The 22,262-nt window shown below is 54.0% G+C and carries 19 protein-coding genes and 1 tRNA gene; 11 read left to right on the top strand and 9 right to left on the bottom strand.

Annotated elements, in window-relative coordinates; all coding sequences use genetic code 11:
• The 6 genes from secF to lnt form a co-directional block, all read left to right on the top strand.
• Positions 1-853: protein translocase subunit SecF (secF, locus tag ACTIKR_RS13990; RefSeq protein WP_442328140.1), on the top strand; the 853-nt coding region annotated here is incomplete at its 5' end.
• Between the two features lie 177 nt (positions 854-1,030).
• Entirely contained in the window at positions 1,031-2,455 is a 1,425-nt protein-coding gene (gene miaB, locus ACTIKR_RS13985) for a tRNA (N6-isopentenyl adenosine(37)-C2)-methylthiotransferase MiaB (RefSeq protein ID WP_193087701.1), read from the top strand.
• Positions 2,452-3,510, top strand: a complete 1,059-nt coding sequence (locus tag ACTIKR_RS13980; RefSeq protein WP_442328139.1) for a PhoH family protein — start codon at positions 2,452-2,454, stop codon at positions 3,508-3,510. Before miaB ends, ACTIKR_RS13980 begins: the two co-directional genes overlap by 4 nt.
• Positions 3,503-4,012, top strand: a complete 510-nt coding sequence (ybeY, locus tag ACTIKR_RS13975) for an rRNA maturation RNase YbeY (RefSeq protein ID WP_442328138.1) — start codon at positions 3,503-3,505, stop codon at positions 4,010-4,012. Before ACTIKR_RS13980 ends, ybeY begins: the two co-directional genes overlap by 8 nt.
• 285 nt (positions 4,013-4,297) lie before the next feature.
• On the top strand, positions 4,298-5,197 hold the full coding sequence (locus ACTIKR_RS13970; protein ID WP_193087699.1) for an HlyC/CorC family transporter: 900 nt from the start codon (positions 4,298-4,300) through the stop codon (positions 5,195-5,197).
• Between the two features lie 4 nt (positions 5,198-5,201).
• Positions 5,202-6,812, top strand: a complete 1,611-nt coding sequence (gene lnt, locus ACTIKR_RS13965) for an apolipoprotein N-acyltransferase (protein ID WP_442328137.1) — start codon at positions 5,202-5,204, stop codon at positions 6,810-6,812.
• 85 nt (positions 6,813-6,897) lie between these two features.
• Here the strand turns inward: lnt and ACTIKR_RS13960 are convergent, their stop codons facing one another.
• The 3 genes from ACTIKR_RS13960 to imuA are packed head-to-tail and all read right to left on the bottom strand — an operon-like array spanning position 6,898 to position 12,898.
• Entirely contained in the window at positions 6,898-10,428 is a 3,531-nt protein-coding gene (locus tag ACTIKR_RS13960) for an error-prone DNA polymerase (protein ID WP_442328136.1), read from the bottom strand.
• A gap of 12 nt (positions 10,429-10,440) precedes the next feature.
• On the bottom strand, positions 10,441-11,889 hold the full coding sequence (locus ACTIKR_RS13955; RefSeq protein ID WP_442328135.1) for a Y-family DNA polymerase: 1,449 nt from the start codon (positions 11,887-11,889) through the stop codon (positions 10,441-10,443).
• Positions 11,831-12,898, bottom strand: coding sequence for a translesion DNA synthesis-associated protein ImuA (gene imuA / locus ACTIKR_RS13950; protein WP_442328134.1), 1,068 nt, complete (start codon positions 12,896-12,898; stop codon positions 11,831-11,833). The genes ACTIKR_RS13955 and imuA overlap by 59 nt, the downstream gene beginning before the upstream one ends.
• 153 nt (positions 12,899-13,051) lie before the next feature.
• Between imuA and ACTIKR_RS13945 the strand changes: the two genes are divergently transcribed.
• Entirely contained in the window at positions 13,052-13,351 is a 300-nt protein-coding gene (locus ACTIKR_RS13945; protein WP_442328133.1) for a PepSY domain-containing protein, read from the top strand.
• 243 nt (positions 13,352-13,594) lie between these two features.
• Here the strand turns inward: ACTIKR_RS13945 and ACTIKR_RS13940 are convergent, their stop codons facing one another.
• The 3 genes from ACTIKR_RS13940 to ACTIKR_RS13930 form a co-directional block, all read right to left on the bottom strand.
• Complete coding sequence (locus ACTIKR_RS13940) at positions 13,595-14,458, bottom strand: transglutaminase-like domain-containing protein (RefSeq protein WP_193087694.1); 864 nt, start codon at positions 14,456-14,458, stop codon at positions 13,595-13,597.
• A 589-nt stretch (positions 14,459-15,047) separates the two neighbouring features.
• A tRNA-OTHER gene (locus tag ACTIKR_RS13935) sits at positions 15,048-15,121 on the bottom strand.
• Positions 15,122-15,436: 315 nt separating this feature from the next.
• Complete coding sequence (locus ACTIKR_RS13930; RefSeq protein WP_226816541.1) at positions 15,437-16,348, bottom strand: LysR family transcriptional regulator; 912 nt, start codon at positions 16,346-16,348, stop codon at positions 15,437-15,439.
• A gap of 129 nt (positions 16,349-16,477) precedes the next feature.
• Between ACTIKR_RS13930 and ACTIKR_RS13925 the strand changes: the two genes are divergently transcribed.
• The gene (locus ACTIKR_RS13925; protein WP_193087693.1) at positions 16,478-17,251 is read left to right on the top strand and encodes an SDR family oxidoreductase; all 774 of its coding nucleotides are present in this window, start codon (positions 16,478-16,480) and stop codon (positions 17,249-17,251) included.
• Positions 17,252-17,699: 448 nt separating this feature from the next.
• Positions 17,700-17,951, top strand: coding sequence for a hypothetical protein (locus ACTIKR_RS13920; RefSeq protein WP_193087692.1), 252 nt, complete (start codon positions 17,700-17,702; stop codon positions 17,949-17,951).
• 312 nt (positions 17,952-18,263) lie between these two features.
• Here the strand turns inward: ACTIKR_RS13920 and arsH are convergent, their stop codons facing one another.
• Both arsH and arsC read right to left on the bottom strand, forming a co-directional pair.
• Positions 18,264-18,974 carry an arsenical resistance protein ArsH gene (arsH, locus tag ACTIKR_RS13915; RefSeq protein ID WP_370540181.1) on the bottom strand — a complete coding sequence of 237 codons (711 nt, stop codon included), beginning with the start codon at positions 18,972-18,974 and terminating at the stop codon, positions 18,264-18,266.
• 101 nt (positions 18,975-19,075) lie between these two features.
• Positions 19,076-19,486, bottom strand: a complete 411-nt coding sequence (gene arsC, locus ACTIKR_RS13910; protein ID WP_193087690.1) for an arsenate reductase (glutaredoxin) — start codon at positions 19,484-19,486, stop codon at positions 19,076-19,078.
• Positions 19,487-19,657: 171 nt separating this feature from the next.
• Between arsC and ACTIKR_RS13905 the strand changes: the two genes are divergently transcribed.
• Together ACTIKR_RS13905 and ACTIKR_RS13900 are read left to right on the top strand one after the other, a co-directional pair.
• The gene (locus tag ACTIKR_RS13905) at positions 19,658-20,005 is read left to right on the top strand and encodes an ArsR/SmtB family transcription factor (protein WP_193087689.1); all 348 of its coding nucleotides are present in this window, start codon (positions 19,658-19,660) and stop codon (positions 20,003-20,005) included.
• 83 nt (positions 20,006-20,088) lie between these two features.
• Positions 20,089-21,375, top strand: a complete 1,287-nt coding sequence (locus tag ACTIKR_RS13900; RefSeq protein WP_193087688.1) for an arsenic transporter — start codon at positions 20,089-20,091, stop codon at positions 21,373-21,375.
• A gap of 71 nt (positions 21,376-21,446) precedes the next feature.
• On the opposite strand, the gene ACTIKR_RS13895 is transcribed toward ACTIKR_RS13900, so the two are convergent.
• The gene (locus tag ACTIKR_RS13895) at positions 21,447-21,953 is read right to left on the bottom strand and encodes an arsenate reductase ArsC (protein WP_442328132.1); all 507 of its coding nucleotides are present in this window, start codon (positions 21,951-21,953) and stop codon (positions 21,447-21,449) included.
• Positions 21,954-22,262: the final 309 nt, after the last annotated feature.

Genomic DNA, 22,262 nt, shown 5'->3' with positions numbered 1-22,262 from the left:
GGCGGTATTTTTCATTGTGACCCGCGGCTTTCATCTGTCCATCGAATTTACCGGTGGTACGGTCATGGAAGTCAACTATCAGCAGGCTGTCCAGCTTGATGAGGTGCGCAGCAGCATCAGTGCGCTCAACTACAGCGACTTTCAGGTGCAGAATTTCGGTACCTCGCGCGACGTCATTATCCGCTTGCCGGTAGACAAGAACATGTCTTCGACAGAGCAGAGCAATACCGTCATGACTGCGCTCAAGAAAGCCAGCCCCGACGCGGAACTGCGTCGAGTGGAATTTGTCGGACCGCAAGTGGGTAGTGAGCTGTTCAGTAACGGTCTGAAGGCGCTGGCGTTTGTGGTGATCGGGATCATGATATATCTGGGGATCCGCTTCGAATGGAAATTCGCACTGGCCTGCGTGCTCGCCAACCTGCATGACGTGGTGATCATCCTCGGGTTTTTCGCGTTCTTCCAATGGGAGTTCTCACTGCCGGTACTGGCAGGGGTGCTGGCGGTCCTGGGGTATTCGGTGAATGAGTCGGTGGTGATCATGGACCGGATCCGCGAGAATTTCCGCAAGCAGCGCCGTGCCAGTGTCCGTGAGGTGATCGACGGCGCCATCACGCAAACCATTTCCCGTACGGTCATTACCCACGCATCTACGCAAATGATGGTGCTGTCCATGTTCTTCTTTGGCGGCCCGTCCCTGCACTACTTTGCGCTGGCGCTCACTATCGGTATCTGGTTTGGTATCTATTCATCGGTATTCGTGGCAGCAGCCATCGCCATGTGGCTGGGTGTCAAACGCGAAGACCTGATCAAAGCACCGAAGAAAGAAGATCCGGCCAGCGAAGTGATCTTCTGATCAAAAGACTGTACCGTGGGCGCAACACCCCGTTGCCTGCCGGACTGGAAAAAAGCGCCTGCGGGCGCTTTTTCGTTTGAAAAAACAACAGGATAAGGTGTAATCTGGGCAAACACGTTACAATCACGTTTTCCAAATTTTACCCCCGGGACAAAAACCCGCAACGGTACCCATATCATGCAAGAAACCTCACTCAAACGCGGCAACGCGCCCGCTGTCACCACGCCTGTTCAGGAATCGCCCATCCGTATTCACCCGTCTGCCAGAAAGCTGTACATCAAGACTTTCGGCTGCCAGATGAACGAATATGATTCGGACAAAATGGCCGATGTATTACGTGAAAACCAGGGACTGGAACTGACCAGCACGCCCGAAGATGCAGATGTCATTCTGCTCAATACCTGTTCCATACGTGAAAAAGCGCAGGAAAAAGTATTTTCGGATCTTGGCCGCATCAATCAGCTCAAAAAGAAAAATCCCAACCTGGTCATTGGCGTTGGCGGCTGTGTCGCCAGCCAGGAGGGCGCTACCATTATCCGGCGCGCACCCTATGTAGACGTGGTGTTCGGCCCGCAGACCCTGCATCGCCTGCCCGAACTGATTGAACGGCGTAAAAACACCGGACGCGCCCAGGTGGACATCAGTTTTCCGGAAATTGAAAAATTCGATGCCCTGCCACCGGCCCGGGTCGACGGTCCTTCTGCCTTCGTTTCAATCATGGAAGGTTGCAGCAAATACTGCAGCTTTTGCGTCGTCCCCTATACTCGTGGCGAAGAAATTTCCCGACCGTTCGAAGACGTCCTGACCGAAATTGCCGATCTGGCAGACCAGGGCGTCAAGGAAGTCAATCTGCTTGGTCAGAACGTGAACGCTTATCGCGGCACCCTGGGCGACACCGCCGAATTGGCTGATTTCGCCATGTTGCTCGATTATGTGCATGACATTCCGGGCATCGAACGCATTCGTTATACGACCTCTCATCCCAAGGAAATGACCAGCCGGCTGATCGAAGCCCATGGGCGCCTGCCCAAGCTGGTTCCTTTCCTGCATCTGCCTATCCAGACCGGCAGCGACCGGATCCTGGCCGCCATGAAACGAGGCTACACGGGGCTGGAGTTCAAGTCCATTGCCCGCCGCCTGTATGCAGCCCGGCCCGGCATGACCCTGTCTTCGGACTTCATTGTCGGCTTTCCTGGCGAGACCGAAGCGGATTTCGAGGCCACGCTCAAGCTGATCGCAGACGTCAATTTCGACACCTCGTTCTCGTTCATCTATTCGCGCCGGCCGGGCACGCCAGCCGCCGACCTGGAAGACGATACGCCTTACGAGGTCAAACTGGCGCGGCTGCAACGCTTGCAGGCCCAGATTACGGCGCAGGCCAGCGCCATCAGTCATGGCATGCTCGACACCCTGCAACCGGTGCTGGTCGAGGGGCCCTCGCGCCGTGATGCCAGCGAACTGACCGGTCGGACCGAAAACAACCGGATCGTCAATTTTGCTGCGCCCGAACAGTTGATCGGCCAGATTGTCAACGTGCGCATTACCGCCATATATACCAACTCTCTACGCGGCGAGCTCGCGACCGGAGACGCCGCTTCATGACGGGAAAACGCACTTTGCCTGTGGTCTTCCATCTGGAAGGCGACAACACCCAGCTGGCCAATCTGTGCGGGCCGCTGGATGAAAACCTGAAGCAGATTGCACAGGCTTACGATGTCACGATCGGCCGCAGCGGCAACCGGGTGATCGTCGAAGGCGAGCAGGCCCAGGATGCGGCAGGCGCCGTCAACCTGTTCCATCGCCGTGCCCGCCATCGCGACCTGACCATTGACGATATCCAGCTGGGGCTGGTCGAATTGCGGGCCAACGCAAAACCTTCGGACAGTATCGATCGCAGCAAGGCCGAAACTGATGACAGCCGGCAACAGCGCCAGGCAGGTGCAGCCGGCCTGCCCGAGCTGCCGCCGCTAGATGATGACAGCGGCACCATTGCGCTGCGCACGCGACGCAATGACCTGCGTCCGCGTACCCCGCGCCAGCGTGATTATCTGAACAATATTTTGCGCCATGACATTACCTTCGGCACGGGTCCGGCCGGCACCGGCAAGACCTGGCTGGCCGTTGCCTGTGCCATTGATGCCCTGGAACGAGAACACGTACAGCGCATTATTCTGACCCGGCCTGCTGTGGAAGCTGGTGAACGCCTGGGGTTTCTGCCCGGCGACCTGGCCCAGAAAGTCGACCCCTACCTGCGTCCCCTATACGATGCGCTTTATGATCTGATGGGGTTCGACAAAGTCATGCGTCTGTTCGAGAAACAGACTATTGAGATCGCACCGCTGGCCTATATGCGGGGCCGTACCCTGAACCATGCTTTTGTGATTCTGGACGAAGCGCAGAATACAACCCAGGAACAAATGAAAATGTTCCTGACACGCATTGGATTTGGCAGCAAGGCCGTGATCACGGGCGACCCATCGCAGATCGACCTGATCAAGGGGCAGAAAAGCGGTCTGGAACACGCCCTGCGCGTGCTATCCCAAGTCCAGGGCATCGCCATGTCGCGCTTTACCAGCGAAGATGTGGTGCGGCACCCACTTGTCGCCCGCATCATTGATGCCTACGATCTGGCAGAAGGCCGCACCCCCAATGAGTAATCCGGCCACGCCTCGGCCTCGCGGCATGCGCGACACCTCTTATCTGCGCACGACAGTTCAGCACGTGGTGCCGGTTCCGGAAATCACCCGCCAGCGCATTCGCGGCTGGATGTTGCGGGCCGTCGACGCCGCCATGGCCGATAACCCGGACATTATCCAGGCGGAACTGGCCCTGCGACTGGTTGATACCGACGAAGCGCGTGAGCTCAACAGCCAGTTCCGTGGCCGCGACTATGCCACCAACGTGCTGACCTTCGAATACGGGATTGATCCCGATGGCACGGCGCGTGGCGACATCGTACTGTGCGTGCCGGTTCTCAGACAAGAGGCGAACGCACAGGGCAAAACCCTGCGACAGCACGCGGCCCATCTGGTGATACACGGTGTACTGCACGCGCTGGGTTACGATCATGAAGACGAAGACGACGCCGTCCACATGGAAACGGTGGAAACCGCCCTGCTGGCCAGCCTGGGCTTTCCGGATCCGTACCAGCCGCGCTGACCTGGTCTGGCTTCTACGAGGCTTGGGCTTTCTATCAGTTCCCGCATTCTCTGCAACGTATCCCTTTCTATAAGCTTCCGGTTTTCTGTAACATTCGGGTTTTCTGCGACGTTCCAGCACAACAAAGACCCAATTTCAGCGAAATCCCCTCCTGCGTAGGCACAGTCTGAATAAAGAAGGCCCAATGTCGACAAAGGCCGGGTTTACCCAAAGTATCGCGCGTTTTTCATCAAATAGACGTAAATTTGCGTTATCCTTATAACTTCCTAAACTAGACGTCCAGAGATGTCAGATCCATACCCTTCCAACGATGCCGAGGCAGACAGTCAGCCAGGCAAAAAGCATACTTCCCGCTCACTTCTCCAGCGAATAAAAGGCCTGCTGGGCCAGAACGAACCCGAAGACCGGGACGATATCCAGGAGATTCTCTCTTCTGCGCATGATCGGGACATCATCGACGACGATTCCTATTCCATGATCGTCGGCTCCATCTCCTTTACCGAGAAAAACGTCAGCGACATCATGATCCCGCGTTCGCGCATGGATTTGCTGGATATCAGCAAGCCCCTGCAGGAACTGCTCCCTATCGTTATCGATACGGCTCATTCGCGCTTTCCGGTATATGAAGAAGAAAAAGACAATATTATCGGTATCCTGCTGGCCAAGGATCTGCTGCGCTTCGTCAACAATCCGCAAACCGATATCCGCAGTCTGGTCCGGCCTGCCAACTACATTCCTGAAACCAAGCGGCTGAACCAGTTGCTGCGGGATTTCCGCGAGAACCGCAATCATATCGCCATTGTGATTGACGAGTACGGCAGTATTGCCGGCCTGGTCACCATGGAAGATGTCCTGGAACAGATCGTGGGCGATATCGAAGACGAATACGACGACGATGCGCAAATGACCATCTTCCCGGAAACCGATACTTCGTGGCGCGTGATGGCCATCACCGATATCCGGCAATTGAATCAGACACTGCAGGTTGCGATTCCCGAAGACGATTACGATACCATCGGCGGCTGGCTGGCGGCAGAGCTGGATCACATCCCGCAACGCGGCGACAGCCACGATTTCCAAGGGTTGCGATTCCAGGTCCTGCGTGCCGATGCCCGGCGCGCCTTGTGGCTGCATGTCAAACGTCTGTCTGCCATGAGCAGCAGTCACAGTAAAACAGAATCCTGAGAATATGGTCTGGCTCCTTCTCATCGCGGCTGGGGCTATTCATGCCCTGAGTTTTTCCCCTGATCCCCTGCCCGGCTGGACCTTGCCCTATATCCAGGTGCTGTCTATGGCGGTACCGGCATTTATTGTTTTCAGCACAAAACATATCAAACGCGCCGCCCTGGCCACCTTTGTCTTTAGCACCAGCAGTTTCTGTGTAGGTGTGTACTGGCTGTACATCAGCATGAACCATTTCGGCGGCCTGGCAGCGCCGCTTGCCGCTTTGGCCGTATTGCTTTTTGCGCTTTATCTATCGTTGTATGCTGCTCTTGCGGGGGCCTGTACCGCCTGGCTGGGTCGCGACCTGAATGTCATGCGGGTGCCGCAGGCGCTGGGCCGCCCGCTGCTCTGGGCCTGCGCCTGGACGCTGGGTGAATGGCTGCGCGGCTTTATATTCACCGGTTTTCCCTGGAACAATATCGGCTACGCCCATACCAACAGCCTGCTGTCGGCCTGGGCACCCGTCGCTGGCGTCTATGGCGTGGCCTTTCTGGCTGCGCTGGCCAGCGGGCTGGTTGCCTGTATCGTTTATTATGTGAAACACAATCGCTCCGGCATCATGGCGGCCATGGCCAGTGCACTCCTGGGCATGTTCATCGTCAGTTTTGCGCTGTCTCGCATTACATGGTTTGACAACCATGGCCCTGTCATGACGGTAAGGCTGGTTCAAGGCAATATTGCGCAGCAGATGAAATTTGACCCGGCGCAATTGATGAGTTCCCTGCAGACTCAGTTTGCGCTGGCCACGCGTCCTGCGATAGACGCACAACGCACGCCCTCGGTGATTATTTTCCCCGAAACCATTCTGCCGACATTTCAGGACAGGATGGCGCCAGAGTTCTGGAAATCGGTTGTAGACCTTGCAGATCAGATGAAAGCAACGCTGTTCATGGGCACGCCCTTGCACACGGTACCGGATGGCCAGGATCGTTATACCAACAGCGTGCTGGCGATAGACAGCGATACGTCGGTTTCAGCCCTGATGCAGGGCCGGCAACTGCCGGTCTATGACAAGCAACATTTGGTGCCGTTTGGTGAATTTGTTCCTTTGGGTTTTCGCTGGTTTGTTGATGCCCTGAACATTCCGCTGGGCGACTTTGATCGTGGCGGCCAGGGCCAGGAAAGCTTTGCCGTCAATAATCAGCGATTCGCGCCCAATATCTGCTATGAAGATGTGTTTGGCGAGGAATTGCTGCCCTCCTTGCGTACCCAGGCAGACGGCACGCCAGGAGCCAGCGTGCTGTTCAACGTCAGCAATTTGGGCTGGTTTGGCAACACCTGGGCGCTAAAACAGCATTTGCAGATCTCGCGCATGCGCAGTATGGAAACAGCAAGGCCCATGCTTCGCGCCACCAATACCGGATCGACGGCAGTCATTGACGCCGAGGGCCGTGTATTGTCGCAATTGCCCACGGCAACAGCCGGCATTCTGGATGTACAGATACAAGGTACGCAGGGCCTGACGCTATACACTCGGGTTGGGAATGGGCTAATCATTGTCATCAGCCTGTTGGGTCTGATCGTTGGATTTATTCAGAAGCGACGCACGCGCGCTGCAGGTTCGGGCACATCCTGACGCCATGCCCGATAGCGGCACAACCGGTGCAATGGTTAATGAAGACTGCTGCGCCCAGGACCGACTGTCCGCGCAACGAACCTGCTTAATGGAAATTGCGGCTGCGCGTCTGCAATTGACCCAGCAAATGCGTCAAATTGACCAGCCGCTCCACAATCACATGTTGTACACCGTTGGCTGACTGCCAGCGTCCATAGGCCCCCATCAGACGGGAAGTGAGCAGTTCCTTGCGCTGGCGCTCTACCAGCGCTGGCCGCACCAGCAGATTGATCTGCCCATATTCATCTTCCAGCGTCACAAAAACGACGCCCTTGGCCGTGCCGGGACGCTGCCTGACCGTAACAATTCCGGCCGCACGTACCAGGCGTCGATCAGGTTGTTCCTGCAAGACAGCAGAAGAGGAAAAACGCATCTTGCTCAATTTGTCACGCAATAATTCCAAGGGGTGACGCCCCAGCGTCAGGCCCAGCGAATCATAATCGGCCACCATCGATTGCCCTTCCGTGAGCAACGTCAGCTGCGGACTCACCGTTTCATATATTGGCGCTTCCCGCAGAATATCTTTATCGGGCACACTGACAACGGCATCCCACAAGGCGGCCCTGCGATGACCGGCCAGGCTCTCCAGCGCATTGCCAACAGCCAGCGCATTCAGGTCATGCCTGCTCAGGTCAGCGCGTCGCGCCAGGTCGGCAACAGAGTCAAAGGGAGTCTGGGCGCGCGCCTGCACGATCCGCTGCGCCGCCGCCTCTTGCATTCCTTTAAGCTGATTCAACCCAAGCCTGACCGCCGGTTTGGGCTTGGACTGGGGCTTGCCGGAACGACAATCTGAACCGTGTTCGGCGGGTTCTGTTGTGGGTTCTGTTACAGGCTCTGCGGTAGATGTGTCTGCAGACTGGGCAGCAGCAAACTCCAGCGTTGCTTCCCAGTTGCTGACCTGCACATCGACAGGCAGTATCTCTACCTTGTGTCGCTTGGCGTCCTGGATCAGCGTTGAAGCACTGTAAAACCCCATGGGCAGGCTGTTGAGCAGCGCAGCCAGAAAGGCCTGGGGCTCATGGCATTTGAGCCAGCTGCTGGCGTAGGCCAGCAGTGCAAAGCTGGCTGCATGGCTTTCTGGAAAACCGTACTCGCCAAACCCCTGGATCTGACGGAAAATCTGCTCGGCAAACTCCCTTTCATAGCCTTTGCCCAACATGCCGTCGATAATTTTGTTATAGAATTTTTCCAGCCCCCCTTTGCGTTTCCAGGCAGCCATGGAACGTCGCAAATCATCGGCCTCCCCGCCAGTAAAACCCGCCGCCTTCATGGCAATCTGCATCACCTGTTCCTGAAAAATCGGCACACCCAGCGTACGTTCCAGCGCCGACTCGACATCTTTGCTTGGGTAGCTAATCGCTTCGAGCCCCTGGCGTCGCCGCAGATAGGGGTGCACCATTCCTCCCTGTATCGGACCGGGGCGAATGATGGAAACCTCGATGACCAGATCGTAATAACAACGTGGCCGCAAGCGCGGCAGCATGGTCATTTGCGCGCGCGATTCAATCTGGAATACACCGATAGTATCGGCTTTGCAGATCATATCGTAGGTATCGGAATCTTCCAGCGGGATGTCCTGCATTCGAAAAAATGGCCTGCCGTATCGCAATGCCACAAACTCCAGCGCCCGACGAATGACACTGAGCATACCCAGCGCCAGTACATCGACCTTGAGAATACCCAGGACATCCAGATCATCCTTGTCCCACTGCACCACGCTACGATTTTCCATGGCGGCATTCTCGATGGGAACCAGCCGGCAAAGCGGACCGTGCGACATGACAAAACCGCCAGGATGCTGTGAAAGATGACGCGGAAAGCCCATGATTTTTTCTGCCAGATAAACCCATTGCATGGCAACAGACGAAGTCGGATCCAGGCCGCTCTCCTGCATGCGCGCCATCAGATTGGCACGGCCATCCCAGTAATGATAGGAACGCGCCACCGCCTCGATAATAATAGGATCAACGCCTAACGCCTTGCCCGTATCGCGCAGCACACTCTTGACCCGATAGGTGATCACCACAGCAGTCAGCGCGGCGCGATCCCGACCATATTTTTCATAAATATACTGGATGACTTCTTCGCGGCGCTGGTGCTCGAAATCGACGTCAATATCGGGCGGTTCATTGCGCTCCTTGCTGATAAAACGCTCGAACAGATTATTTCCCAGTACAGGATTGACTTCGGTAATACCCAGACAATAGCAAACAGCGCTATTGGCCGCCGACCCCCTGCCCTGGCACAAAATCTCCTGGGCGCGGGCAAACTTCACAATATCGTAGACCGTCAGGAAATAGGCTTCGTATTGCAGTTCGGCAATAAGCTGCAACTCATCTTCCAGCTGGCGTGTGACACTCTCAGGTATCCCATCCCTAAAACGCTGCCGCGCCCCCACATAGGTTTGCTGGCGCAGATAAGTTGTCGGACTCAGGTTTTCAGGACAGATGCCGCCTGGGTATTCATATTTGAGCTCTTTCAGATTGAACTGACATTGAAGCATCACCTCGAGGGTTTGTTCCAGGGCAGCAGGCGGATAAAGATTGGCCAGTGTCACCAGCTGGCGCAAATGATGCTCGGCATTGGCCGCGCGCGCAAAGCCGCACTCCTGTACGCTTTTGCCCAGCCGGATCGCAGCCAGTGTGTCATGCACGGGTTTGCGTGAACGCACGTGCATCTGCACCTGTCCGGTTGCCACCAACGGCACCCCGGTGACCTCTGAGACAGCCATGAGCCTGGCCTTGTGAGCCGCATCCTGCCCCTGGTGCAACAGTGTGAGCGCCAGCCAGCAACGCCCGGCAAATGCCTGCGCAACCCATTGGGCCTGGGCCAGCATCTGTTCGTAGGATGAGCCATACTCGGGCACCAACACCGCCAGACACTCGGGCAGGTTCTGCAAATGAGCCAGAGAAGGATCGGCAGGACTGGTAATGTCGCTAGTCGTCAAATAATAATTACCCTTGGGGGCACGACGTCGCCCCAGGGTGATGAATTCGCACAGATTGCCATAGCCCTGACGGGTTTGAGCAAGTACGAGCAGTTTCAGGGTGGGTGAATGTTCGCCCGTATGCAGAGAAAAAACAGAACCCACAATCAGTTTCAAAGGCAGGCGCAGCGGCGTTTCGCAGGTTGATACTGTCGATAGTGCCGACCCCGACCCCGCCGGTGCTGAGGCTGAGGCTGATGGCAATGGCGATCCAGCGGGCGCAATGGATGAAGCGGGCGATGACGTCTGCGACAGTTGCGATAACCACGCTGGCAAAGAAGGGAGTGAAGGCGTGGCCTGCGCCGGATCGGATTGCCCCAGCACGTAGCCTGCCTTTTCCAATGCGTTCTTTTTCCTGCGCTCCGCTTCGTCCAGGATGGGCTTGTTCAGCCTTTCCACTTCCGCGTGGGCACGTACCACCCCTGCCACGGAACATTCGTCTGTGATGGCCAACGCCATATAATTGAGTTCGAACGCCTGTCGCACCAGCTCCTCGGGATGAGACGCGCCCTGCAGAAAACTGTAATTGCTCTGGCAATACAGTTCGGCATAGCCAGGCAGCGCGTATGAAGAAAAAGAAGGCGTCGTCATGACCTTGTCCTGTTACCCGAAAACCCCGTGCAAAAACCAGCGCCAGTGACCATAGCGTTCACGAAAGAGCCAGTAGCGTACGCCGGTATTGTCTTCTGCAACAAAATAGTCTCTTAGCGCCCACCCTTCCCACCAGCCATCTTCGATTCTTTCCGGACCCTGCAAAATACGCAATGGCGAACCATACCAGGGACGATGCTTGCGCACAGACAGTAGCAGCGGCTTTTCCAGCAACCAGCAAGGCCGCGCCACGCCTTCGACAACAGACCCTGCGGCAGAAGCCGTGTTTGCCGGTCTCCACCGGTTTGCAATTTCGGGGCGATGATCGGCGACCGGCTGAGGCGCCAATACCCGATCATGTCCCAGCCTGGCCAGAATGATTTCAAGGACCCGTTGACGGTCCTGCGGCGTTCCCCCGCGTTCAGGAAACAAATCGTCGGCAACCGGCGCCGTCTCCTGCACTCTGGCAGCGTCAAGGGTCACGGCAATAATGGGCGCTGCCAGTTTCAGATGATGCAGATGTTCCTGCAACAAGCGCATCAGGTGGGCCGGATCCCGGGTGGGGGCAGCAGTAGCCAGTTCCACCTGGGATGGCTCGCGCGCATGACGACCACGCTCATGCTCAAGAAGCAGGACAAGCTGTGTTACCGCCCGCTGATGCCCCGCCAGCCAGCCGCAAAGCTGCTCGATCAGCCGGCCGGCCACCCTGCCAACGGCTTGGGCATATTCAATTCGTTCAACCAGTTCTATCCGCCCCTGAAACTGCAGTGGCGCGACAACCCATTTGAATATTTCAGGCGTGTTCCCGTAGGCGGCATCAAGAACCTGCAAAACCTGCCGGCTGGTGCGTCGCTGCAACCCGGCGCGCGGCAGTTGTCGCATGGCCCCCAGGGTGGCGCAGCCAATGCTGCCCAGCCAGGCTTCATACGGATGCGCGGCCGGCAACGACCCGACTGGCAAGGCGTCCAGCCGGCGAATCTGGGTGCCAGGTTTCAGGCAGCGGCGCAAGCGCACGCACTCGGCAGTCGCCAGCAGCCAGGCGCCGCCAGCCGTTGTGGCAATAGCGCAGCCTGCACTCAGGCAGAGCCCATGCAAGGTGCCCTGGATACGTCGGTAAAGCCGCCGAATGCCGCCAAAAAGACTAAGACTGGCGGTGACATCCAGCAACAGGGTATCCCGCTCCCCCAGCGCGAGCTCGGGTGTGTACTGCAACAGCGCCAGCGAGGCCGCCTGGATTGCCGAATGATGAATATGCTCATCATATTCGGTAAGAACGGCCTGGGGACACAGGGTATTGACGCCGCTGATACGCATGCCTGGTTGCACACCTGCCGCCCGGGCAGCAGGCGAACACACCCGGACCTGGCCATGATCAATCACAACGGCCGCCGTGTTGCGCCAGTCAGGGCAAAGTGTGTCCAGCGTGGGGTGTAACAGATGTACGGCTATCCATGTTCGCATGGCGGGACTCGGTAAAAGCAGCAGGATAAGCAGCAGAATAGGGATCGGAAGCGCCCCCAGGAGAGATACCCCTGCCGGATGCATCCGGATAAAGTGAGATATGGACAGGATGTTCACTGACGCTGCCACGACGTTTGACAATATGCACGTGAAGCCCCCTGGGCACCGGATGCAGTGCAAGCCGCAAGGGTGCCGGGGAGGATTGCCGGGCAGCGGACAGGGCCCGAACCAGCACGAACAGCGTGTCACCCTTTTGCGCCGACAATTGCAAGCGACGCAGGGCGCCATCGCGCAGGGCATTTTGCCATAACACCAGCGCCGCAAAGGCCCCGCTGTTCAGAATGTGTTCGGCCGCCCACAAGGCATCGGCAGTACTTTGCGGAGAGAGCCAGAGCAGGCGGGAAGGGGCGACTCCCCAATGCGCCCACGCGCAGGCCTGCGGCGCATACGGTGGCTGAATAAGCACGATGGGCCGTTGCTCTGGGCTGCTGGTGCTGTCAAGGCCCGCAGCAGTTGACGCATGAGGCAACTGACTCGCCTTGTGCCCACAAAAAACGGGTTTGAATAACTGGATCTCCCCGACGCCGGCACGTGGCGTCATGACCTCGATCAGATTGCCTAAGGGCCAGCCGCCGCCAGGCAATTGAGCCGATATTTCAGGATAGCCGGTATTGGCGTAAAGACCTGGGGAACGGGCGATTTGCGACGCTCGCCACAGCGAGGAGTGAATGCGCTCCGGCGCAGTCAGGATAGAAGGCGAGGCAGTGCCCTGCCCGACCCGTTGCGCCGGCATTTCTTCGGCGGATGCCTCTGAAAAAGACCCTTCTGAGAATAACGCCCTGGAAGCGGCCGACCCGGCCAGGACACCTGAGCGCCCGGATAGCTGTGCAGCATTCACAACACCTTCGGACACGCCTTCGGAGTTGCTTTCCGGCAGACCGTCAAAGCGAGAGCCCGATGCCTTTTCAACGAGTGTTCTGGAGGATTTTTTCGCTGTGTTTTTCATCATGGCAATTCCTTTAAGTACTGTATAAGTATACAGTATTTTTAAATTACCACATCTTCGGAAAACCGAGGTATCTGAATCAAGACGGTCTACACAACCGCACTGATGTATTACACTGAGCGTACTGTTTTTTCCCTTTACCAACAGGAATGACTTATGAAAATTACCTCTTCCCTGCTTTTTTCACTGTTTATCATCGTGCCAGGCATGGCCGCTGCGCAATCGAATCACCAGCAGGAAGCCCAGGCCATCAATGAGGCAAAAGTGACGCTTGCACAGGCAGTGCAAACGGCCGAATCAGAAACCGGCGCCAAAGCGGTCGAAGTGGATTTTGACCGGGAAAACAACGTCTGGTCATATGAAGTGACAACTCTGAAGCCCGGCACCAAATATGAACTGGTCATTGATGCCAATACAGGTAAGGTCATCTCCCGTAAGGAAGAACAAAAGCAATAACGGTCAGACAGGTGCCCGATATATTCGGGCACCAACAGCCATGGCGCATTTGATCTGTCATTATCACAACGCCAACACCAAGACTGCCATCTGACAATTCAGATATTACAATCCAGATATCACGTCTCAGATACCGCGACTCTGATATCACAGGCGTCATTGCACCATTTCTCTTGCCCGACAAGCGCTTCCCTGCTTTGCCCCTGCACAGATCATGCTGGCAAGGACGCCTGGCGCAGCACCCTAGCGCCCAATAATCGCCGCCTGCTCATCGCCGGCCTTCAAATGCAAATCCGAATACGGATCCTCCTGCTCGATATTGATGCGCATGCGGCTGGGTTTTATATTGCCGAAAATAGTGGCAAAGGGCGTATCCTGGGCATCGTTGCCGCGTGCAATAACCACCAGATTATCGGGTGGCGCCAGCCCTGTTGGGTCAAACTTGATCCATCGTCCTCCCAGGTATGCCTCAAAAATCGCGTGAAAATCCTGAGGGGGCTCTTCAAAATATACATAGCCTACGCAAAAACGGGCAGGTATATTCAAGGCACGGCAAAACGTGATGGCCAAATGGGCAAAATCCCTGCATACGCCTTTGCGCTTTTCAAACACATCAGCGGCTGAAGTGGTGGAATCTGAATATCCCACTTCATATTGGACATGTTCCTGTATCCAGTCAATAATTGACTCGACCAGCACGATGCCGTCGCCCTGCGCACAGAAAAGAGCCTGCACCTGGGCTGAAAGTACATCCGATTCACAATACCGGCTTGGCCGCAAGCAGGGAATGGTTTTCTTTGGCAGACGCCCTATGGGATAAATGGCGGCCTCGGACAGTCGCCTGGCATGATTGGTAACGACGCTGACCGTGTAATCGACATTGATCGTTCCTTCTTTAGCAGGAAACGATACGAAGCGTCCGCCCATTGCATCAATATTCTTCTGAAAATAAACAGGCGTCTTGCTCCCATTGCTGTCGACATACTCCACACTCAGGCACTCTTCCAGAAGCAATTGGCTTTTTTTGGAAACCAGCATATTCAGAAAAAACTCACTCGCTGAAAATACTTCATATTCCAGCGAGGTTCTAATTCTTGTTACCAGCATCCCGTTACCCCATTTATGTAAATGACCCGGCAGATTGCCGTCGATCGGCAAGCCCATCGCTTGACAGCATAAAATGCAATCGGCACCCTCTCTAGCCACCATAGTCGCTGTAGCCACTGCCATTTCTACTTTTTAACTATCTCCCCCAAACAAGCATATGGGTCTGATACTGTAAGAAAAATATCCGGCTGCCAATCACGCCTGACATGCCTGGAACATGCAGCGCCGACAATTTGCCGCCGTCCGGCACACCTCACGGGCAAAAACAACGATCACTGATTTTTATTATCCGACGAACACCGTCTTTTTTATTCAATACCGGGAAAAATGGGGCTTTGCATGCTCAGGAACCAGGCCGGGATGGCTTTGTGCTTACTGTTTTTGCATCTGTCATGAGAACGGGCCTCCTGGATAGGGAACGCATCGGCAAAAATTTTGCAGCATTGCCGCAAGACTGCAGCATTAAACCACAAGCTGTGCTCGGCCCCAGGCATATGCAAAATACAAACGCCGCCATCGCGACAACCGGATCATAGCCAGCGCTTGTTATCACTTCAGTCGGTCAGCGCAATGCCGATGCGAAAATTCTTCCACAGGTACGGGTTCGAACCGTAAACCTCCTCGTGAAGTACTCGGATACTCTACCAGTTGAGCTACCTGTGGATTTACTATTCTCCGGTAAACCGGTGACCGCATCAACTCAAAACCGAAGTGTAAAAATATATAACAGAAATGCCCACTGAAGGCCTTCGAACGAGATGTGTCTGCGCCGCCCCAGACACAGGGTCATTTGGATGCTGCTGGTCATCCGTGGTTAACATCAAGCATGCATAGAACCCGCTGCACCGGCCCGGCAAATACCCGCCAGCGCTCAAGGTTTGAACTCAGTAGCAAGACTTCACCCTGCAGCGTGACCATTGCCAACCCGTTGACTACATCCGATCCCGGGCAGACTCATACGCCTGGTGCTGTCGCTTGCTACGAACCGTTGAACACACCCTCTTTGCTCAGCAGCTCGGAAACCCAATGCTGGAATATGCGGATACGTGCAGGCACATTGCGCCGTCGGGCATAAAGAAACGTCAATGGCATGGATGGTGCACGAAATTGTGGCAGCACTTCGATCAGTTCAGCCGACTCAAGCAGATCGCGCACATCAAATGCCGGAATCTGGATCAGCCCCATTCCGGCAAGCGCGGCAGCCAGATAGCCTTCCACATTATTGACCGAAATCACACTGCTCATGGTCACCACATTCAGTTTGCCCTGAGCCACGTATTCCCAGGCCGGCATCGCTGTCGGAAACCGCGAGGCATAGTTCACCACCTGATGCGTACCCAACGCGTCAGGTGTTGCGGGAGTACCCATGCCTGCAAGATAAGCTGGGCTGGCACACGTAATAATATCGATATCCCCAAGTTTTCGGCAAATCAGATCGGAGTCGCTCAGTTCACCCACCCGTATGACGCAGTCGATGCCCTCGGAAACAAGATCCACCATACGATCGGTCATGCTCACCTCCAGTTCGACTTCAGGGTGCATCGCGATCAATGACGGTAGCGCCGGAATGATGATGCGCCGGCCGATGCGACTGGGCATATCGATTCTGAGACGGCCGGTCATCTGCTGTGAGGCCGGATGAAACATCTGCTCGGAAGCTTCAATCGCATCTACGATTTCACGCGCAGTCTTGACAAACTGCGCCCCCTCGAAGGTGGGTGTCATGCGACGCGTTGTACGGCGCAAAAGCTGAACGCCCAATCGATCCTCCAGCTCCTGGATCAGGGTCGAAACCGTCGAGCGCGGCAAACGAAGCGCTTCGGCCGCACGCGTGAAATTGCCGCTTTTCATCACCTGGATGAAGACCTGCATCTGCCTGATCCGATCCATGAGCACTCTATTGTTCGTAAATATTGACGTAAGACGTCAACAATAACAGCTTTATTTGAGATTTACGATCAATTAATCTATATGACAAACGTGGCAATACGTCGCGTCCCAACTCCAGAGGAAAAACATATGTCCCGAAATACAATTGAAGGAAAAGTGGTTCTCATTGCAGGCGGCGCAAAAAACCTGGGCGGACTGCTGGCACGCGAATTCGCCCAGCACGGCGCAAAAGCCGTAGCCATTCACTATCACGGCGGCCAGGCCAAATCTGCGGCCGACCAGACGATTGCAGCAATCGAACAAGCCGGCGCCAAGGCAGTTGCCTTTCAGGCTGATCTGAGCAGCGCGGCCGCCATGGAAAAACTGTTTGCCGACACCATTGCCGCAGTGGGACGACCGGACATTGCCATTAACACAGTTGGCATGGTTCTTAAAAAACCGATGACCGAAGTCACAGAAAAGGAATTTGATCAATCCAGTGCGGTGAACGTCAAATCCGCTTTCTTCTTTCTCAAGGAAGCAGGCAAGGCGGTCAACGATAATGGCAAGATCTGCACCCTGGTCACGTCCCTGCTGGGTGCCTATACGCCTTTTTATTCTGCCTATGAAGGACTGAAAGCACCCGTTGAACACTTCACCCGTGCAGCTTCAAAAGAGTTTGGCGCGCGAGGCATTTCGGTCACCGCCATCGGCCCGGGCCCCATGGATACCCCGTTCTTTTATCCGGCCGAAGGCAAAGAAGCAGTGGAATATCACAAGACAGCGGCAGCCCTGTCACCCTTTTCCAAAACCGGACTTACGGATATTGAAGATATCGTGCCATGGGTCCGCTTCATGGTATCTGAAGGCTGGTGGATGACCGGCCAGACCATTCTGGTCAATGGTGGCTACACCACAAAATAATAGCCCGCTAAGCTGGACGCCCCCCAATAAACTGCGCTCAAAAAGCTGGACACCGAGCCCGTTTTTGAGCGCAGCTCAATCCTGTCTGGACGGATAAGCCGTATCTGTGCCTTGTCCCGCGGCAAAGTGCTCCAAAACACCCTCTGCATGCACAACACGACTTCATTGCCCCCAACACCCGCCGCAATGCCGCACAGCGTATAGCCGATGACCGCGCATAACGGAACTACCGGCGCGTACGTGCAGCGTCTCTGTTCGCGGCGAGACATGAGCATGAGTGATTGCATGCGTGATTATATGTGCGCTGGGCGCTTGGTATGTTCGTTTGCGACACTGAACCGATACCGCCACTTTTCATTCAGGATACCGGAGCGGATTAACCGCTATGCAGAAACCATGATCAATGATTTAATGAACATTCATTCTTTTTTTCAGGGGAGAAAATATAATGCGTCAACTGTCGTCAACCAAAACCATCGTAGCCATGAGCCTTGTGCTGGCCGGCCTGCTGAGCGGATGCCAGGCGCTGGACGATATGGAAGCAGATGGATACCGCAAGCAGTGCGCCACGCTGGGTATCCAACCTGGTTCACCTCATTTTGACCAATGCATGCTGCAACAACAGGCTCTTAACGAAAACGAAACCGAGAGATCGCTGGATCGGATACAAAGAGACGAAGCCGCCAGGCACAGAAAATAGCCTGCCACAAACATAATATGCCGCCTGTCACAATAGACGACAGGCCATCTATTTCCCGGCCATCTCCGGAGGACAGCCGGCCGACAGACAAATTCCTGCTGCTTTTGCCGACGCGAAAAAAATATGACATCTGTATAAGTGCGGGGCAGTGGAAAATCAAAAACAGCACACCAGCATTGGCAGTTCAAAAGAAGCCTGGCACACGGCGCGGCAACTGTCCTTCATGACATGACACCCACGCTGCCAAGTGTATGAAACACAATCATTTATCGGCTCAAACCCGTTGAGCTTGAACCGCAGAATCTCTTGAAGTCAAACCTCTTGATTCATTGCCGCCTCGGTGTGGCGCAGGGCCGATGCGGCAACACCCTTTCTTTCACTATACCTTTCTGTAAGATAATCGCTACGGCTTCGTATTAGCAAGGTGAATTTGTAGAGCTCTTCCATCACATCCACGACCCGGTCATAGTATGGAGATGGTTTCATTCGATCATTCTCATCAAACTCCAGGTAAGCTTTTGCCACTGAAGATTGATTAGGAATAGTCACCATGCGCATCCAGCGTCCCAGAATTCTTAAGGAATTGACAGCATTAAAGGACTGCGAGCCCCCAGACACCTGCATAACCGCAAGCGTTCGGCCTTGCGTCGGCCTTACGCTTCCTATCTCAAGCGGCAACCAATCGATCTGACTTTTAAAAACACCAGTCATATTGCCATGTCGCTCAGGGCTGCACCATACCTGCCCTTCTGACCATTCTGATAATTGCCGTAATTCGGCCACTTTCGGATGACTCGCCGGCACACTATCCGGCAGCGGTAAACCGTGAGGATCAAAAATACGCGTCTCCGCCCCCAGTTTTTCGAGAATTCTGGCAGCTTCCATGGTCAACAAGCGACTGAACGAACGCTCTCTTAAAGATCCGTACAATAAAAGTATTCGTGGCGGATGTGGAAAATCTGCAGATAACTCGAGTTTCTCGATTGAAGGTGTGTCAAATTGGTCGCTGTTCAGATTTGGCATCTCATCTGACGAAGTAAATTCTATCGATTTCATAATATTTTAATAAATAGGACAAGCTATGATCAGGGGGCCGCGCTTTGTCAGGCAGTCATGAACTCGGATCACTCATTCCTCGCTACGACCTGGCCGTCTTCTTTTACAAAGTCATTCAACTGCGGCTGAGGCAAAATATCCAGAACAACCTCTGAGGGACGACACAGTTTGACCCCCTTGGAAGTCACAACGAATGGGCGGTTAATCAGGATCGGATGCGCCTCGATTGCATCAAGCAATTGGTCTTCAGTCAACAAGGACTCTGATAGCCCCAGTTCCTGGTAAGGCGTTCCTTTTTCTCTTAGCGCCTCGCGCACCGTCAACCCTGCCTGCGAGATAAGAGATTTCACTGTTTCACGATCTGGCGGCGTTTTTAAGTATTCAATAATAGTCGGCTCAATGCCCGCATTACGTATCATTGCCAATGTGTTGCGAGAAGTGCCGCAGTCCGGGTTATGGTAGATAGTAACGTCGTTCATGTTGCTCCAAAATTTGAAAAATTACACTCTGTTAGCTGGTTAAAAACAAATAACTGGCATGTAATATGCGTGTCATAACTTCATATTACAGTCAATAAAATAGTATCAATGACAATATTATACTATAATTCTATAAATATCGAAATATCGTAGATAATATTGAGAACTGCTATGGAAACAAAAAATGCCGTGAAGGCGCTAGCCGCATTGGCCCATGAATCCCGCATGGTGGCCTATCGTCATTTAATGCAAGCCGGTCCCGGGGGTTTACAGGCGGGACAGCTGGCTGACTTGCTTGAGATCCCACCCTCCTCGCTTTCGTTTCATTTGAAAGAACTAATGAACGCCGACCTGCTGGATTCCCGGCAAGAAGGTCGGTATGTCATTTACTCGGTAAAGTTCCAGTCAATGTCAGAGTTGCTGTCATTCCTAACAGAAAACTGCTGTGGCGGGAACCTATGCATTTCAGTTTCGATGGACCCCTGCGCCAGGTCTGAAGCGTTAATCGACAATCATTAATCACATCCTCAGTGTTCTAATTCGCACCATTTCTCTATACGATGATCAGCAAAAACTGCTGATTTTATTCAACAAGGATTAACGTGTTTACAGCTGTAGCAATTTTTATTGTGACTATTGTATTAGTCATCTGGCAGCCTCGTGGATTAGGCATCGGTTGGAGCGCTTCTTTTGGAGCATTACTGGCGTTATTATTTGGTGTCATTCAAATTGGCGACATTCCGGTCGTATGGAATATCGTGTGGAATGCAACCGCCACATTTATTGCCATTATTATTATCAGCTTGTTATTAGATGAAGCTGGTTTTTTTGAATGGGCAGCCTTACATGTCGCTCGTTGGGGCGGCGGCAAGGGCAAGGTTCTATTCTGTCTGATTATTTTGCTTGGCGCTGCGGTGTCAGCATTTTTCGCCAATGATGGAGCAGCCCTTATTCTTACGCCCATTGTCATGGCAATGCTCTTGGCTCTCGGTTTCGGTCCGGGAGCTACCTTGGCTTTTGTCATGGCGGCAGGATTCATCGCCGATACGGCCAGTCTTCCTTTGATCGTTTCAAATCTGGTAAATATCGTTTCGGCAGACTTTTTCAACATTAGTTTTGCGCGGTATGCCGCTATCATGGTACCGGTTAACTTTGTATCAGTTGCAGCAACGCTACTTGTTTTACTTTGGTATTTTCGCTCAAGCGTGCCCGCTACATATGATCGCCGACAACTCAAGCAGCCGAACGAAGCGATTAAGGATTTCGCAACATTCCGTGCAGGCTGGTATGTGTTGGCATTACTTTTGATCAGTTTCTTTGTGCTTGAGAATTTCGGCATTCCAGTCAGCGCCATTGCCGCCATGGGCGCTGCCGTTTTGTTGGCTGTGGCTGGCCGCAATCATGTAATCAGCACAAAGAAGGTAATCCGCGAGGCACCTTGGTCAATTGTGATTTTCTCTTTGGGAATGTACTTGGTGGTGTATGGACTGCGCAATGCAGGCTTAACAGATTACATAGCAGGACTTTTAAACGATTTGGCAGACAAAGGCCTTTGGAGCGCGGCGCTAGGGACAGGATTTTTAACAGCGTTTCTATCGTCCATCATGAATAATATGCCTACTGTACTTGTAGGCGCATTGTCGATCGAGTCTAGCCAGGCCACCGGGGTCATAAAAGAAGCCATGATTTATGCGAATGTGATCGGTAGTGACCTGGGGCCAAAAATTACGCCCATTGGTAGTCTGGCAACACTGTTATGGCTACATGTTCTGTCGCGCAAAGGCATGACGATTACATGGGCATATTATTTCCGGGTTGGTATCGTGTTGACTGTACCGGTTCTACTAGTGACGCTGGCTGCCTTGGCATTAAGGCTCACGCTGTGGTAAACAGTAAACGAATTGGCCATGGAATGAAATTGTCCATGGCCAATTAATAGATTCGATCAGCGCTGTCGTAATTAGTTGGCCGCCGGCGTATCGCCGATCTTTCTGACTTCTTTTTGAATGGCCTCTTTGTCAAGTAGGTGGAATGGCAAATTAATGAACGAGTTCATCCGCATCGTTATTTGCCTGAATACTTTATCAAACGCAGTCTGCTTCTCGTCCTCTGTACCCTGAACAGCAGCCGGGTCCTCAAAAGACCAATGTGCGGATATTGGATGCGCAGGCCATAGTGGACACACTTCTCCCGCGGCATTATCACAAACCGTAATCACAAAATCCATATGCGGCGCATCGACGGCAGCAAACTCATCCCAGCTTTTACTGCGCAGCTTGTCGGTAGGATAGCCAGTCTTTTCTACTTTATCAATAGCAAATGGATTAACCTGCCCTCCCGGGTGGCTGCCCGCACTGTAGCCAATGAATTTACCGTGGCTTAGGGTAGTCGCGAGGGCTTCTGCCATAATGCTCCGAGCAGAGTTGCCTGTACAGAGGAATAGGATGTTATAGGTTTTGTCAATCATGAAAGCCTCAGAAAGCGGTTATTGTTTAATTCCATATTTTGATATTACTGGAATAATAGAATATTCTCGGGGATTTATATGACAAAACCATGACACGCGATTATTAGTTGCATACACACACCAATCGGGCTCGTGAGGCTAAGGTTTGACACGTCGTCAACGATTTGTCGTGCAAGTGAATTTAGCTCACTCATCAAGGGGCAGCATATGTGCGGAAGAGTCAGTCAGAGCCGTGAACCGGATAGATATCTTGTGACGAGATCCAAGGATATGCGTGGCCTGTATGTGTAGAAAAAGCCGCACAAGAGT

It is taken from the genome of Advenella sp., from assembly GCF_052108595.1.
Taxonomy (GTDB): domain Bacteria; phylum Pseudomonadota; class Gammaproteobacteria; order Burkholderiales; family Burkholderiaceae_B; genus Advenella.
Note: the sequence above shows the minus strand (reverse complement) of the source record. Positions and strands in the feature narration are given on the sequence as shown.